The 15,414-nt window shown below is 69.4% G+C and carries 10 protein-coding genes; 2 read left to right on the top strand and 8 right to left on the bottom strand.

Annotation, left to right across the window (positions count from 1 at the left end):
• Nucleotides 1-93: 93 nt before the first annotated feature.
• From BCD48_RS04045 to BCD48_RS04025, 4 genes are all read right to left on the bottom strand, one after another.
• Complete coding sequence (locus BCD48_RS04045; RefSeq protein WP_071046869.1) at nucleotides 94-1,092, bottom strand: IS701 family transposase; 999 nt, start codon at nucleotides 1,090-1,092, stop codon at nucleotides 94-96.
• A gap of 331 nt (nucleotides 1,093-1,423) precedes the next feature.
• Entirely contained in the window at nucleotides 1,424-6,100 is a 4,677-nt protein-coding gene (gene mobF, locus BCD48_RS04040) for a MobF family relaxase (RefSeq protein WP_083418143.1), read from the bottom strand.
• A gap of 370 nt (nucleotides 6,101-6,470) precedes the next feature.
• On the bottom strand, nucleotides 6,471-7,184 hold the full coding sequence (locus tag BCD48_RS55395) for a helix-turn-helix domain-containing protein (RefSeq protein ID WP_071046866.1): 714 nt from the start codon (nucleotides 7,182-7,184) through the stop codon (nucleotides 6,471-6,473).
• Nucleotides 7,185-7,318: 134 nt separating this feature from the next.
• The gene (locus BCD48_RS04025) at nucleotides 7,319-7,816 is read right to left on the bottom strand and encodes a hypothetical protein (RefSeq protein WP_071046865.1); all 498 of its coding nucleotides are present in this window, start codon (nucleotides 7,814-7,816) and stop codon (nucleotides 7,319-7,321) included.
• Between the two features lie 338 nt (nucleotides 7,817-8,154).
• Here BCD48_RS04025 and BCD48_RS04020 point away from each other — a divergent pair, with 338 nt between their 5' ends.
• Together BCD48_RS04020 and BCD48_RS50480 are read left to right on the top strand one after the other, a co-directional pair.
• Nucleotides 8,155-9,519 (top strand): NsdA family TPR-like regulatory protein, encoded by a 1,365-nt coding sequence (locus BCD48_RS04020; RefSeq protein WP_083418142.1) that lies wholly within the window; start codon nucleotides 8,155-8,157, stop codon nucleotides 9,517-9,519.
• A 482-nt stretch (nucleotides 9,520-10,001) separates the two neighbouring features.
• A complete protein-coding gene (locus tag BCD48_RS50480) occupies nucleotides 10,002-11,816 on the top strand; it encodes a hypothetical protein (RefSeq protein ID WP_131803763.1) in 1,815 nt (604 codons plus the stop codon).
• A 177-nt stretch (nucleotides 11,817-11,993) separates the two neighbouring features.
• Here the strand turns inward: BCD48_RS50480 and BCD48_RS04015 are convergent, their stop codons facing one another.
• From BCD48_RS04015 to fxlM, 4 genes are all read right to left on the bottom strand, one after another.
• Nucleotides 11,994-12,794 (bottom strand): phosphotransferase, encoded by an 801-nt coding sequence (locus tag BCD48_RS04015; RefSeq protein WP_241841496.1) that lies wholly within the window; start codon nucleotides 12,792-12,794, stop codon nucleotides 11,994-11,996.
• An 87-nt stretch (nucleotides 12,795-12,881) separates the two neighbouring features.
• Nucleotides 12,882-13,025: a hypothetical protein gene (locus BCD48_RS51940; RefSeq protein WP_198543067.1), complete on the bottom strand. Its 144-nt coding sequence runs from the start codon at nucleotides 13,023-13,025 to the stop codon at nucleotides 12,882-12,884.
• 4 nt (nucleotides 13,026-13,029) lie between these two features.
• Complete coding sequence (locus tag BCD48_RS04010) at nucleotides 13,030-14,142, bottom strand: radical SAM protein (protein ID WP_071046863.1); 1,113 nt, start codon at nucleotides 14,140-14,142, stop codon at nucleotides 13,030-13,032.
• Between the two features lie 14 nt (nucleotides 14,143-14,156).
• Nucleotides 14,157-15,380, bottom strand: coding sequence for a methyltransferase, FxLD system (fxlM, locus tag BCD48_RS04005; RefSeq protein WP_241841492.1), 1,224 nt, complete (start codon nucleotides 15,378-15,380; stop codon nucleotides 14,157-14,159).
• Between the last annotated feature and the right edge of the window lie 34 nt (nucleotides 15,381-15,414).

The following is a 15,414-nucleotide window of genomic DNA, read 5'->3' as shown; positions in this document are numbered from 1 at the left end:
TCCGTCACCGACCGCAACCGGACGACCAAAGCCGCCAGCCGCAGCAACGCATCCACACTGATTATCGGCCCGCCCACCCCAGCGCCGCCATTTTCAGATGCACTGTGTGTAGCCGATCTCGACGTGCCAGCGTCGGGCGGCGACCTGGACCAGGGCGGCGAGCGGGACCGGGCTGGGGGCGTGGGCGCGGTAGAAGGCGTACTCGCCGGTTGTCTGGTTGCGACGGACGAGTAGCCAGTGCCGGCCGGGCAGGTCGGTGTCGGTCGTGTCGAGCAGCGCCCAGTCGTAGTACCGGTGGCCTTTCGAGCCGGCGCCGGCGCAGACCTGCTGCCAGGCGCGGTCTGGGAGGCGCACGGCGAGCTCGACGGCCTTGCGGGTGCCGATACCGGTGACGATCCGGTGGTCCTTCGCGACGGCGAGGACATAGCCCAGACCGCGGTGGGCCAGCTCCTTGCGTAGGGCCGGGTCGTTGCCGTAGACCTCGTCGGCCGCGATCCAGGTTGCCGTCACGTCGGCGTCGAGGGCCCGGGTGAGCATCTGGCGGGCCAGGGCCGGCTTGGTGGCGAACCCGGTCTGCTCGGGGACGCCGGCCGCGGCGCACCGGTCGCGGTCTTCGGTCCAGGAACGTGGCAGGTAGAGGGCGCGGTCGATGAAGGCGTGGCCGCGGTCGGTGGCGTAGGCGAGGTAGACCGCGACCTGGGCGTTCTCGATCCGGCCGGCGGTGCCGGTGTACTGGCGCTGGACGCCGACGGTGTGGCTGCCCTTCTTCAGGTCGCCGGTCTCGTCGACGACCAACACCGCGCCACCGGTGCCGAGCCGCTCGACGACATAGCTGCGCAGGTCGTCGCGGACCTCGTCGGCGTCCCAGACCGCCCGGGCCAGCAGCCGTTGCATTCCGTGCGGGTTGGCTTCGCCGGCCTGTTCGGCCAGCGTCCAGCAGTTCGCCCGCCCGAGACCCGCCATCAGTCCGAGCAGGAACGACCGCACCCGCCGCCGGGTCTCGACCCGACTAAACCGGCCACCGATCCGGTCGAGCAGCCCCTCGAACTCACCCAGTAAACGATCACTGTCTATGCTGTGGCCCGCGGCCACCGGTAGATCCAAACGAGTCGTCACAAACCCGCGACGATCACCGGTGGCCGTTCCGCGTCCCGGGACCGACACCCGGCCATGCCGACCCGGCCACCCACCACCAGCCCACCCAGATCAAATGATCACAAAACTACGGCTGCCGTACTAGCGCGCGACGTGCATACGGCCGCCGGCTGCTGGGGCCTCGAGCATCATCCGGGCGTTGCGCTCTGCTGGCGTCGCCGATCGGGCGTGCGAGAGCCAAAAGGCTTGGCTCCGTGCTTGTCGAGATAACCGATATCGCGCTTCGGCCGAACCAGGGGTCGGCCCGCACGCCAAAGCCAGCGACCGATTACAGCGGTAGTTGCGGGTCGAGGTCGGGCCCGGGTTGGTGGGCCTGGTCGTAGGCCGCGGCGGCGTGCGGGTCGGGCGGGCGGTTCCCGAGCGCTGCGCGGGCAGGGTCGGCGTCTCCCGAGATGGCGGGGGTGCTGTGGGGCAGGCCGACGTGGTGGTGGCGGTAGTGCTCAACGCGCCTGGCGGCGTCGTCCCACGCGGTCGTGTGCTGCCCGGTGGGGCGGGGGCCGAGCAGCGCGACGAGGTAGCCAGGCGGTTCGGCTTGGGCACGTAGAAGGGCGTGGCTGGTGTGGCGGTCGAGCGCGGCGTCGAGCCGGGCCAGCCGGGTCTGCGCCAAGGCGCGGTCTCGCGAAGACAGCTCCCCCGCGTCGGCATCGTCCGCCGGGCGGAGATGTTCGTCGAGGGTGCGGCGTTCGGAGGCCAAGTCGCCGGTAGGCCGGGTGGCGAGGTGCCCGATCTCGGCGGTCTCCAGGAGGCGGGTGGTCTGGTTCCACTCGTCCTGGGCGGTGCGTGGCGTGGGGAGGTCGTAGAGCGCCGGGTCGAGCCCGGCCTGCGTGCACAGGTCGACGACGCGGTGTGCCAGGACCGCGGCGGCCGCCTGGACGTCGGTGACAGGCTGGCGGGTGAGCGCGGTGTGGATCTGGTCGGCGGGGTGGCCGTGATCGAGCAGGGCGTGCAGACCGGCGATCGCCTGGTCGCGCGGCACGCTCTCGCGCGGGCTGCGGAACCGGCCCTGGGCCGGCTCCGGGAGGGTGCTGGCCCAGGTGGCGGCGAGGTGGACGGCCTGGTCGTAGTGGCGTAGCCACGGGTCGCGGCGCCGGTCGTCGGGGTAGGCGCCGGGTGGCGGGCCCGGGTCGTGGACGGGGGCGGCCGGTTGGTGGCGAGCTCGATAGATCGCCAGCGCGGCGACCGCGTCCTCCCAGCCGGCCTGCTGGGAACCTGCCGTGGGCCGCGGGCCGATCCGAGCCAGCAGCGCGGCCGGTGGGGCTGTGAGCGCGGCGGCGCGGAGCGCGGCTTCGGCGGCGAGCTCGGCGCGCCGGAGCGCCACCTGGCGTGGGAGACCAGCGCGGGTCGGCGCGAACGGCGCCCCGTCCGGCGCGGCCGTCCCGGTGGATGGCGCGGACGGCGGAGCGTGCGGCGCGTCGGCGGGCGCCGGCGGCGCTTGGCGCGGCGCGTCCGGCGCGCGATCAGGCGCGGCCGCGCTGGCCCGGTTCGTGCTCGCGCCGATGGGTCGGTATGCCGGTCCGGCGGTGAAGCGCAGGGCCGCGAGTTCGGCGAGGCTGTGGCGGAGGCGGAGTTGGTGGACGGCAGCTGCGTCGGGGTCGCGGTCGGTGGCGAGGCGTTCGGTCCGGGTACGGGCGAGCTGGTCGGCGAGTCGATCGAGCGGTCCGCCGGCCTCGGCGTCGGCGATCTGAGGTAGCCAGTTCTCGTCGTCGTCACGGTGGCGGAGCTCGTCGCGGCGTAGGACGTAGGCGTGTAGGTCGGTGCGGGCGCGCGAGAGCATGACGTAGAGCGCCGGGCGGGTGGTGTCGTCGGGGACGATGGCCCGGGCGGTCTCCAGGGTGGCGCCTTGGGCCTTGGCGGCGGTGATGGCGTAGGCGTGGCCGAGGCCGCCGTCGCGGCCGTCCTCGAACCGGTGCGTCAGGTACTCCCAGGGCACGCGCACGGTGCCTTTGCTCGGGAAGTACACCTCGAGTGTCTGCTCGTGGGCGGTGTCGGCGGGGTGGACGGCGGTGATGATGCCGACGGTGCCGGTGCGGATGTAGGCCGACGTTGGCCGGCCAGTGGGGATGAGGGTGTGGCCGGCCTGGGTGAGGGTGATGACCTCGTCGCCGGCTTGGAACTCCCGTCCCGCAGCGGTCAGAACTGGGCCGGTCAGGGTGCCGTCGGCGGCGAGGAGGACGCGGGCGTTGGTGTTGAGGGTGTCGACGTCGCGTTGCCGCTCGGCCATCATGCGCACCGTTGCCGGCCGGGCCGGCGCGGTTCTCGGACTCCGCCGGATGCGGCGGGCTCCCGTCGGCACGGGCCCCGTGTTCGAGGCGGCGGCGGTCGGCGCGGCTGGGCCGGGAGAGGCGGCGCGGATCGGTGCGCGTACCGGCGCGCTCATCTGGTTCGCGCCGCCTGCGCGGCGCGTGTCCGCGCCGTTCGCGCCGTTCGCGCCGTTCGCGCTGTCGGGTTCGGCGCGTTCCGGCGCGCCGCTCGCCGCGGCGTCGCCAGCCGCGGCAGCCAGGGTTTGGCGGCGTTCGGTGTACCAGTCGGTGACGGCGCGCTCGAGGAGGGCGTCGGCGGTGTCGGCGAGGGCGATGTGGCCGGTGTCGGCGAGTCGGGTCAGGGCGGCGCGGGTCGCCGGGGCGGTGTCGGCGCGCAGGGCGGCGAGCGCGGCGCGGATCGGTGTCATCTCGGCGCCAACCTGGCGGTGCACCGTCGTGAGTGTGGGGATGTCGGCGGTGTGGGTGGCCAGGTGGGTGAACCAGCCGCCGGCGTCGACGGAGCCGAGCTGGGCGGGATCGCCGAGCAGGATCACCACGGTGCCGGTGCGGGTGGCGTGGCGCAGGAGGCGTTCGGCGTGCCGGGTGGAGACCTGGGTCGCCTCATCGACGATCAGCACCGACCCCGGCAGCCACACGGCGGCCGGGTCGTCGACGTTGTCGAGCAGCGTCAGCCAGCTGGTGACAACCCGAGCGGGGACGCCGATCCTCTCGGCGAGCTCCTCGGCCTGCCGGCCACCATGCGCCGTGGCGAACACTCCGCGCCCGGCGGCGGTGACAAGGACGGTCAGGGCGCGCATGGCCTCGGTCTTGCCTGTCCCAGCCGGGCCGACGATGGGGCGGACCAGGTCGCCGCTGGCCAGCAGTCGGCGGATCAGCTCGATCTGCTCGGCGGACAGCGCCGGCCGTTCCTCAGGGGCGAGTGCCGTCGGGGCCGGGGCGACGAGGGCGGCCAGAGAGGAGTCGAGCCTCGCCGGGTCGACGAGCAGCCGGGGTGGGGCGCCGGCGGCGACCTGGCCCTGGCGGATCAGCGCGAACACGGTGTCCTCGGCGGCGAGCAGGCTTTCGACGGAGTAGAGGCACTCGGGTTGATGCCGGCGCCGGGTGCGCCCGGTGTCGTGCAGGACGACGACCCGCTGGTCGGCGAGGAACCGGTCGGCGAGCTGCTCGATGCCGTCCGCGCTGAGCCGGTCTCCGGCGAACGTGGCGACATGCTGGACGACGTCGCGGCGGGTGAACGTCGTGGCATGTTCGGTCAGCCCGACCGGCCCGGCCAGCCGGGTGAACAGCCCGCCGACCGTTTCCTCGTCGAAGACAGCGGGACGGGCCGGGGCAGGCCGTGCGGGGGCGAGGCCGCGGATCTGCTCGACCGTGAAGCCCGCAGCCGCCAGCCGTTCGGTCTGAAGCGCCTGGACCTGGGCGTCGGCGAGCACCCGCTTGGCGGGGCGGGAGCCGCGCTGCGCCGCGGCCTCGGTCGCGGCGGACGGTTCGAAACCGGCCGCGACCAGCTGGGCGAACTCCTCGACGACCTCGCCATGCCGCGTCGAGAACGCCGCCAACAGATCGGGCGGAAACGACGCGATCTCGGCAACCCCGTTACGCGCCGACTCCCACACGACCCCACGGCGCGCGGACAGCTCGTGGCGCAGCACCGCCGCGCCGACGTGGCCGGCGGTCTTGACCTCAGCGAGGAACAGCTCCCCGTCGAGCGCCCGCCACTCCCAGCACCCCTCCCCCGCCTGCGGCTCGCCGTCGGGCTCGGCGGGGACGACGACCGCGTTGATCACAATGTTGTGGACGTGCAGGTGCGCCTCGACGCTGCGCGAGACGTCGTGCAAATAGGACGCCACCGCCAGGCCCAACGCGTGACGGCTCTCGCCACACACGACCCCGAACGCGCCATGGCGTTCCAGATAGCCGATCGTCGCGTCCACCGCCGCGTCCAGCGCGGCGGCGACATCGGCGCGAAGCGCGTCGTCGCCGAACGCCCACAGCAGACTCACCGACTTCGGCGCCGCGCACACCACGTCGTAGCCGATCACGGTCGCCGGCGCGGTCCGCGCCGCGCACCACCGGTCCAACTCGCCCCGCCGGACCAGCCACCGCCCGTCCGGCCCTCGCACCCCGGCCAGCTGGTTCGCCGGTTGCTGGACGGTCCCCTCGCCGACCAGTGGCGCCGCCGGGCTGGCACGGTCATCAGCAGGCACGCCGACCGCGGCAGAGATATCGATCGTCGGTGGTGCGGTTGCTGCGGGAGTGGGACTGGTACGGCTGACCAGGCGGCGTAGATAGGTAGCGCCGACCCCGGCCAGCGCCGCCGCCTGCGCCAGCGTCAACAGATCATCAGGTCTGGGGTCGGTCGTCTGGGCCCCGCTGTCCGCAGGGGGGAGGCGGATCACCCGGCCCGCGGAACCCGTCGCCGCGAGCAACGGCCGGCCGGTGACCGCGTGCTCGCCGCGCAGCAGTCGTTCCAACGCCAGCCCGGACACTTCGCCCCGCAGCCCGACCAGCCCGGCCGCCGACCCGCGCGCCCGCCCCTGCGCGTGGCCCCGGCCGTAATACCGCGCCAACGGATCGGCCGCCTGCGGCTGCCCACCCTGGACGTAGTTCACGACCGCCCGCGCCGCCCTCGCGATTTGCCCGGTATCCCGGGCCCGGACCCGCAGCACTTTTGCCGTCGCGATCACCGACGACCTGCCCCACCAGGCCGGACCGGGTCAGCACCCTCCGGACGGCTGTCGACTTCCGCTGCCAGCTGTGGCCCGGTTCGCTGGACCGGGCCTGGATCGGGCCGCGCCATGTCGCCTCCCGCTCGCCAGGACGGCACCCGCGCGGCCCAGACCCGGGCGGCGCGGGATACCCGAAAGCCCCGACGCTGCCGCCCGCTGTCACCGCGAACGACATCGCAAGAGACACCGCGAACGGCATCGCGACGTAATCGCGCGGATGCACGCATCGCGCAGGACATCCCTGGAGACATCGCAGGCCCCAAGACGGCACAGGTAGGTCCCCATTGCGCCGGCAGCAATCAGCGAGCGGCCGGCCCAAGGCGGCGCGTCAGCCGGCGCGCGCCACGACCAGTTCGGTGGCGGTCTCGGCCGCATCGTCCTGCCCGTTGCTGACGGCGCCGTCGACGGCCGCGTCGGCGGTCGTGTCGAACGCCAACGGGCTGACCAGGCTGTGCGCCAAGCCTTGGCGACGCGCGTACGCACGAGCAGCGCTCGGCGACTCGAACGGCAGACACACCGCCAACGCCCGCGTGTGGCCGGGATCGGCGAAGCTCACCACCCCGAACAAGCATCCCTCGCTCCCGACGTCGGACACCGCGTCCTCCCCCGCTGCGGATCCGCATCCCTGCCTAACCGCAGGGAGGTCAGCCAACCGGTCGAGCAGGTCGGCAAGCAGCTCGACGACCACGCTCAAGTCCTCGGCAACCGCGGCCAGCGACCGCCATTCACCGTCACCGCCGGCCACCCGCCGCCCGGCCCGGGTACCGCCCGCGGCATCAGTGGCGCGTCCGTTCTCCCGGCGGTTCTCGGCCTGGCCGGACCGCCGCTTCCCGACGCCGATAGCACCTGGCCGACTGCCGGCGACGTCGGCGGGCTGCTCGCCGAGGAGAACCCTGAGCAGGTGGTCGCCCGGCCAGTCCAGTGCCCGGGACAGGGCGGCCAGGGTGTCGTCGCGGGCCCGACGACCACCGGCGCCCCGCTGAAGCATGCGGATCGTCGCTACCGAGATCCCCGACACCTCGGCCAGCCGATGTTGACTCATCCGGCAAGCCGCCATCCGCCTGTTGAGCGCCTCGGCAATCGAGGCCCAGCCCTCCCCGCCGGGCTCAGGATGCGCCTCGCCATCAGGCACGTCAGGGCCCAGATCTCGAACGGCCACGCCGGCCGGGGCCGGTGTCACGCGGCCACCGCCGCTGGCAGCGCATCGGCCGGGACAGCGCTGGACAGCAAGCTCGCGACCCGGAAGCGGTCTGTCAGCTCCCACACGACCCGCAGCTGAGCCGCCTGCGGGGTCACGACCGTCACCAGGTGCGGCAGCACGATCTCGCCGGACTGCCACGCACACCGCGGCCGAACCGCGCAGACCACGACCGGCACCGGGCCTGGCCAGCCCGCCTCCCGTACGTCGGCGAGCAGCCGGCCCACCGCCAGTGCCAACCTCGTCAACCCCGGCGAGACTAGCGGTGGGCACGCCACCAGCACCCGCTCGCCGCTCATCCCCGCCAACGACCGCGCCGCTGACTCGGCTGGGAACGGATGCGATGCCACGAACACCGGCTCCATCCTCGGAAGCCGGTCGCAGACCACCCCCGGTCGCGCCGGCAACGGGAACGGCTTCAGGTCCACCGTGGCCAGGCCACCGGGCCCGCCATCCACATCGATCATCACCTGCATCGGGGACCTCCCGTTCCCGTGCCAGCGAGCCTGGACGGGCCCGCCGCCGGGGTTCGATGCCGGCCGACGGCAGGCCCGCGCCGTCACCGTCGCCGCACCCGGTCCGCCGTTCCCAGTGACTCCTGCCCGCCAGCTGTCCGACGCCAGGTCGACCCCGGCGTCGTCGGGCGGACGGCGGCCCTCGGAGTGCCGTTTGAGGACGTCCGTATGCCGTCTCAGGGACGTCCGTACGCCGGCTTGGGGATGTTTCGACACGCCGCGCAGCGGCGCCGTGACAGGACGTCCGAACATCCCGATCCTGAAGATGTCCGATCCGCCCCATCCCGAGGAGGCGCGGCATGACCCAGCCGCCCGCCCCCAGAACCCGTCTCGCCCAGCTCCTGCGCGAACGGCACTGGACCGTCGACGACTTCGTCCGCGAGTTCAACCGCGCCGGCCGTCGCGCCGGCCCCGACCGCCGCGACCATGCGATCAGCCACCGCCAGGCCACCCGCTGGCTGTCCGGCCGTCTCCCTTCCCTGCCGCACCCCGCGTCATGCCGCGTCCTGGAGGCGATGTTCGGACTCGACGCCGCGAGCCTGTTGGGTTCACCTACCGCTACGCCGGACCGTGACCTATCGGGTAACCCAGGTGACGATGAGAACGTCCCGCCGGCACTGCTTGAAGAGGTGAGTCCGACGCGTCGCCGTGATGTGCTGTCCGCCGGCGTACTACTGACAAGCACCGCCGCCGTCGCCAGCCCAACTGAGCAGGCCGCGCGGATCTCCCGCGCGATCGCCGCCGCCACACCCGACCCGCTGACCCTGGTGCAGCTGCAGCACGGAATCCACGAGCTGACCACGCGCTACGCGCTTACCCCACACGCCGACCTCGTCGCTCCGATCGAACGCGCCTGGACCGACGCCGAAGCCCTTCTGGACACCCGTGTCACCGGCCCGACCCGCACCGACCTCGAGCTCGTCGCCGGCCAGTACGCCTACTACAGAGGTCAACTCGCCTTTGACATGGGCGACAACAAGACGGCACTCACTTTCCTCGTCCTCGCCGCCCAACACGCCCACGCCGTCGGCGACACTCTGCTCGCCGGCTCGGTCGCGGTGATGCGTTCCGCAGTGGCGTTCTTCGCTGGCGACTTCGCCGCCGCCGCGGCCCTCGCCCGCCGATCCCTGCCCGGCGCCCACCCTTACGTGGTGCCCACACTCGCCAGTTCCCTGGCCCGCGCGCTCGCCCAGACCGGTAACGCCGAGGGAGCCCTCAAAGCGCTGCGAACCATGCACGACAACATCTGGACAGGCCCGCTCCTCCCCGGCCCCGAACCCGGTGACGAGGAGACCTATGAGGCCTTCAGCGCCGTTACCCTTGGCTACGTCGGCAGGGGCGAAGACGCCGAGCATCACGGACTTCGCTCGCTCGCGCTGCTCGCCGGTACAGGCCGGTTCGTCCAGCAGGCCGGCACACAACTCGCACTCGCCCGCGCCTTCCTCCGCCGCCAGACACCCGACCCCGAGCAAACCGCCACAGCAGTCCGGGACGCCCTGCGCGCGGCAGCCGGCAACAATCACCCACGCACCGTGGATCGCGCCTCAGCGATCTACCGCCAACTGACCGCCAACCCGGATTGGTCTCGCCTCCCCGCCATCTGCGACCTCGCAGCCCAACTGCCTGCCAGCCCGCGCGCGTTGCCTCCGGCTTCGGTGCTCTGAGCCCATCGTTGGCGACAACGATCCGCTTCTCCGACAGAGCTACACCGACACGCTGATAGATGGAGCATCGCGCCACGCACCCGGAGGCCATCGGCGTGAGATCCGCAGGGCCGATGCATCGCGGACGGCATCGTGAGAAGCGGCGGCGACCCCGACACCAAGATCAGATGGAAGTCCGGACCAGCCATCGTCCGCGAGCATCGAGGATTTGCGTCACCCCGGTCGGCCAGAGGGTGCCGTTTGCCGGGTTCGTCCCTATCCGCCGACAGTTTGCCGGGTCGGTACATCGTCGGTGCAGGGAGGCACCATGTCAAAAACTTGGAAACCAGCGCACAGGCCGGCTAACATCACAGAGATTGGCTGAAGTATTTCAGTAGGTCGGGAAGACCGTACAGACGATCGCATCTGCCATCAGCCGCACTCGTCCAGCAATCTTGATGAGAGCGGGCGAACCTCGGTCGAATAATCCAGCGGGGAGGGAAATGGCCGCCGGACATACCGTAACACTCGCACTCAGATTTCCCGGGCTTGCAGATCTCCCTCCCAACCTCGGAGTTACCTCCGAGGAACTCGGAGTCACGCATTATTATTCAGCAGGAGAATTAGCCGATCCAACCCTCGGCATTGAGCGGATAATGCTGCTACGAATTCCAGAAGTCCTGGAGATTCTAGCTTTTATTGTATTCTCGGATAACGCCTTCCCTCAAGACGACCGGGTCGAACCAATCTATAATGCTCGCGCAGCAGTGCAAAAATTGATTGCCGACGGAACCCTGCCTTCCGTCACTAAGATTATCGACATCCCCTCGGTCCGATGGAAGGGTGACAGCGATCCAGACGTAGGTGGAGACAATCTATTCTGGACAAGGAAAGGCAAGTTTCCGCCAGTTCTTTGGTGGGACGCCTTTCGATACATGATCGGGCGACCTCCGTCCGGAGCGACGGAGTGGACCGGAATTACCAAGATCCTCACTCTTCCGCGGAACCGCATCTTATGGAGGCAGGCGACCGAGGTACATGGTCTTAGGCTTGAATATTCTGACGCACACGTAATTCTGCGCGCGAATAACGGGGACAAGGTATTTTCACACACAGATCCCCCCTCCGAATGGGTGCGAGACTTAAGGCGGCATTCGGAGTGCCTGGTCGTCACAGGCCGCAGCACCCGCCCCCGAGAGCCGGTGTCGCAGTGGCTTCGAAAAGGTGCCCAAGAGGAACGCGTTGTCGGAGGTCTAGTTCGTGCGGTTCCGTACGCAGTCCCGCCCGATGTCGGCGACATTGAGGGCTGCACATTCATACCATCAAAGAACTACCGGCCGTCGCTCCGACGCCAAATATACCTGGATAGCAATGTACTGATAGACGGCGAGAACTGGTTCTACCAAGATAATCTTCCCCTCAAGTCAAGTGTCAGACTCAAGAATACACTCTTGTCGATTGCGGGAGACGACATAATCCCTGGCGTCGCGATCGAAGAGACCTGCAGATCAAGACTTGCAGAATCACCTGATACCGAAAGGGTTCATCGGGCTGGTCATGCGTGGCGAGTTATCTCTTACTGGCCGCCAGAGCAAATTGAGGCAGAGTTCGCCGAGCATCAACCCGCCGCGACCAGGTACCCGCTCGGCGCCTACGAATCGCCGCGCGACTGGTCTGGAGGCACCCGGTCGGACCTCAGCCTGTTCACTCTTATGCAAGCTCCAGGCTATGCCATACTATTGAAACTCCGAATCCTTTTGGCGTCGAAGTTCTCGGGCCCACAGGACCGCCTTGCAAGATTCCGGAAGCTAGTTAGATGGATCGACACAGATCTTATGGTCGGAAGCCCCTTGGAATTCAAGGTCGCACTCAACGCTTTCTTTGGCTGTTCAGGCGAGCATGATTACGTCCAGCGTTTGCTGAAAATTGGCACATCGGATGCCGTCCACGCGACCTGGACCGCAATGTGGGACCTTACTTTTCTCCGATTCCTTGATTACGGCGCCAGCATCGATGAATTGAATTTCAATCCCTGCTTAATCACTAGAGATCGCGCCCTACTCCCACTCCGACAGACCTGCGAACCCGTCACTCGGCCAGATTCGGTCAGTGGTCCCATTGCACCGTATATGTTGAAGTTGGACATCAGTCCAAGATGGAAATCCATCGAGCCGCAGATCATGGAGATTCTTGAGGAACACGCCAGCAACCAGCGGGATCGCGTCACCTCGCGAAGGCAGAGTGTTGGTGACCATGATCCGACAATCAGAGGGCGAAGATTAGCACTTCAGCTGGAGAGTGAACTAGAAGGCCTGTGAACCTAATGTCCGATACTCGTCCCGGATCACGGCCGGCCACCACAGGATCGTCTCGAGCGTAGAGCTGGTGGAGAGTATACCCGCATAGATAGTCTATTGTTCAATATACGGATCAGTGTCGAGTCATCGGGCGATGTCAACGCGACCTCGACGGATTTGTTTGGCGGCGGCCGAGTGTCAACTGGCTCGGCGGTCGGCGAGCCGACGGGCGGCGGAGGCCATGTTCTGCTTCCAGGGTCGGGGATCCGTTTCGGCGATCTCCGTCCACATCTGGGCAAGTGCTCCGGTGAAGGCGGTGACGGCTCCTGAAGGCGCATCGTTCCAGCTGGGGAACTGGTGACGGCCCCAGGCGTCCGCAGCAGCGGCGGGATGGCCGGCGTCGATCAGTCGAACGAGAAGCACGGCGGGGTCGGCCCAGGCAGGGCCGATGGTGGGCCAAGCCCAGTCGAGGAGCAGGGTCCGGTCAGCGCTGATCAGGATGTTGTCGGGGGCGAAGTCGGTGTGGAGCAGGTGGGTGCCGTGCAGGTGGTGGCGCTGCGCCGGCCGCACGTAGGCGGACCAGCGTTGCTCGACGCTCTTCATCGTTGAAAGCTGTGGGCACGGGATGGCGGCAAGGTCGTTCAGGATCGCCGCAACCCGAGGTAAGTCCGCCGATCCCGGTGTGTAGTCGGCGTGGCGTCCGGGGGCGTGTTCGAAGCAGAGCAGGCTCCAGCCCGCGGTTTCGAGGTCCCACAGCAGCCGTGGGGCGAGGGTGCGCACGGACGGGTTGATGTCGCGTTCCCGCCGCTGGGCACCGATCTGCGGATGGTCCAGCGGGATGCCCTTGACGAAGACCCGGCCAGCGGCGGTGTGCAGTGTCGCGGCGATCGCGGAGTTCACTCCGCCGTCCGCGGAGGTGTGGCCGAGTACAGGCCCGATCTTGTCCTCGACCGCGGCCTGCATCTCGTCGGGCAGGTCGGCCCAGCCGATTCGCGTCATCGACACCGTTACTCGATCCCTCTCCGTTCGCATGGTTCGGCCCGCCCGGGCGGCGCGGGTGGGCGCCCGGGCGGGCCGGTTGATCGTCTAGTAGGGGTTGTTGTCGCCCGCGCTGCAGCTGCACATGTCCGACGCGGACAGTACGTCCAGGTCCTCGACGAGCTGCAGCTCGGTGCTGTCGTCGTCGACGGTGGCGGGACGTGGTCCGAGTTCGACCATCACGGCCGTCATGGTGTCACCTCCCTTCGGTGTGCTGGCAGTAGGCGGACGGGGATGCCGCCGCCTTGCGGTAGAGCGTCACGAGCGGCATGCAGGTACCGCAGGTGCCGCTGAGCGTGCAGCCCGAACATCCGCCCTGACGGGCCAGCAGGCCGTCGGCGATGCCGCCGAGACGAACCAGCCCGTCGACGCCTTCGGCCAGCAGGTCGACGTGCGGGTCCCGGCCGACCTTGCAGATCGACGCCTTGCCGTGCGGGTCGACGTGGAAGAACGTGTGGCCCGCGTTGCAGCCGGTGAAGGGCTTGCGTGTCCGCAGGTGGGCGCTGGACTGCGCGGGCAGTGTCTCGGCGCCGCCGTAGATCGTCGGGGAGATGTTCGTGTACTCATCGAACGGCAGTTGGTAGCCCTCCGCCAGAGCGCGCATCTCGTCGACCTCGTCGGCGTTGTGCCGGGCAACGATCAGGTTGAGGTGCAGAGGCAGACCGGCTTCGTGCGCGGCGGCGAGGCCTTGGCGGAACTTGCGGAAGGAGCCCGGGCGGCGGGTCAGGCCGTCGTAGCTCGCCTCGGTCGCACCGTAGACGCTGACCACGATCTCGTAGGGCCGCGCCGAGGTGAGCAGGTCGAGGATGGCGGGGTTCGCGAGCCTGGATCCGTTGGTGGAGATCGTGAGCATCATGCCCAGCTCGCTCGCGAGTCGGTAGACGTCCGGGAACAGCTTGTCGATCAGCGGTTCGCCGCCGGTCAGCTGCAGCCAGAGCACCCCCGCGTCCCGGAGCATGTGGAGCGCCCGTTCCCGGTCCGGCCAGGACAGGCCCTCGAACCTTTTCAGGCCGAGGTAGCAGTGCTCGCAGTCGTAGTTGCAGCCAAGGTTCAGCTCGTAGGACGCCCGGCCGAAACCGTATGCGGTCTCCCTGCGCACGAGCACCACGTCGCGGACGCGGCGGCCATCCAGGTCGACTTGCCAGGTCTGGCGCACGGTGGCCGCCAGCCAGTCCGGGCAGACCAGGCCGCCGGCGGACGCCTCCGCGAGTTCGGTGTACCGCTGCCGCGGAGCTTTGACGCCGCGCCGGGAAGCGGGGCGGACCAGAAGGTAGTTGCCCAGGAAGGGGCTCGCGATGACCTCGTGCATCCGGCTTCCTCCGTCTACGGCCACAACAGCACGATCCGACTGTGCCGCCTGTCGATCACGCGGCCGCCAGGTAGCTCGCTGTCCGGCGTGTTTCTCGGGTGCAGGGTGACGCGAGGACCGGGCCCGTCGCGGTGGACGTGATTCCAGTGGCGGACCTGCGCGGCGAACGCCTCCGCGAGCGTGGCGGCCTCCGGGCCGAAGCCATGGACTCCGAAACGGAACCAGTCGTCGTCGATCTTGTCTCCGCCGAGGTAGGCGAGGCTGGCGCCGTCGACCGCGGCGTGGCCCATGCCGACCGGTGGGGGAATCAGGCCGGGCGTCTTCTCTTTGTCGACGGCGAGGTGGCAGTAGCCATCGAACGCGGTCGCCAGCCACAACTGCAACGTCTCGAACGACACCCGATTCGGAAAGATCACCCCCGTGTCGACATCAACCCGGGGCGTGCCCAGAACACCTGCCAGCTGGTCGGGGCTGTCGGGCAGGTCGTCGTCGAAGACGAGCGTGATCCGTTCTCCGTCGAGCGCCAAGGTGGGTTTGTCGTGCGCGCCGATTCCACGCATCGACACGAACCCGGAGTACAGCACCGACGTGCTCTCCAACCAGTCGCCGCGGGACTCGAACGTGACGGTGCGGTTCAGCCCGCGCAGTCGCAGCGGCACGACCAGCCGCCCGCCCTCGACCAGCTGGTCGGTCCACGCTGGCGGTACATCCCAAGCCTGGGCGGTGACGAGGATGACGTCGTAGCGGGCCGACGTGGGCAGGCCGTCCTCGGCGTCGGCGAGCACGACCCGCACCTGGTCGTAGCCCGCAGCGGCCAGGCAGCGGCGGGCACGGTCGGTCACGTCGGGGTCGATGTCGACGGTCGTCACGTCGCCGGCCGGGCCGACGAGCTCGGCCATCAGAGCCGCGTTGTATCCGCCAGAGCCAATTTCCAGGCAGCGCATTCCCGGGCCGACGCGGGCTGACTCGAGCATCCGGGCCTGCAGCCAGGGCGCGGACACCGAACTGAGCGTCACCCCCTGCTTGTCCTGCTTCGTTCGCACGATGTGATCGGCGTACGCGGCCTCCAGCGAGACCTCCGGGGCGAACAGATGCCGCGGCACCGCTCGGAAAGCCGCCTCCACCACCGGCGTTGTGATCATCCCGTCCGCGATCAGTTTGTCAACCAACGCGGCGCGGGCCTCCGCCGCGCCTTGCTCGTCATCCAGAACACCGACGCTCTCAGCCATTCCAGCCATGCACGTCCTCCCTTCCAACGGCATCGTTCCGCCG

The organism is Pseudofrankia coriaricola, from assembly GCF_001854805.1.
Lineage (GTDB): Bacteria > Actinomycetota > Actinomycetes > Frankiales > Frankiaceae > Pseudofrankia.
This window is presented reverse-complemented; position numbering and strand designations above follow the sequence as displayed.

What these genes read in the sequence shown, in the direction of transcription:
- BCD48_RS55395 (WP_071046866.1), bottom strand. Translation starts at nt 7,184, where the DNA reads ATGAGTCAACATCGGCTGGCCGAGGTGTCGGGGATCTCGGTAGCGACG.
- BCD48_RS04025 (WP_071046865.1), bottom strand. Translation starts at nt 7,816, where the DNA reads ATGCAGGTGATGATCGATGTGGATGGCGGGCCCGGTGGCCTGGCCACG.
- BCD48_RS04020 (WP_083418142.1), top strand. Translation starts at nt 8,155, where the DNA reads ATGACCCAGCCGCCCGCCCCCAGAACCCGTCTCGCCCAGCTCCTGCGC.
- BCD48_RS50480 (WP_131803763.1), top strand. Translation starts at nt 10,002, where the DNA reads ATGGCCGCCGGACATACCGTAACACTCGCACTCAGATTTCCCGGGCTT.
- BCD48_RS04015 (WP_241841496.1), bottom strand. Translation starts at nt 12,794, where the DNA reads ATGACGCGAATCGGCTGGGCCGACCTGCCCGACGAGATGCAGGCCGCG.
- BCD48_RS51940 (WP_198543067.1), bottom strand. Translation starts at nt 13,025, where the DNA reads ATGACGGCCGTGATGGTCGAACTCGGACCACGTCCCGCCACCGTCGAC.
- BCD48_RS04010 (WP_071046863.1), bottom strand. Translation starts at nt 14,142, where the DNA reads ATGCACGAGGTCATCGCGAGCCCCTTCCTGGGCAACTACCTTCTGGTC.
- fxlM (WP_241841492.1), bottom strand. Translation starts at nt 15,380, where the DNA reads ATGGCTGGAATGGCTGAGAGCGTCGGTGTTCTGGATGACGAGCAAGGC.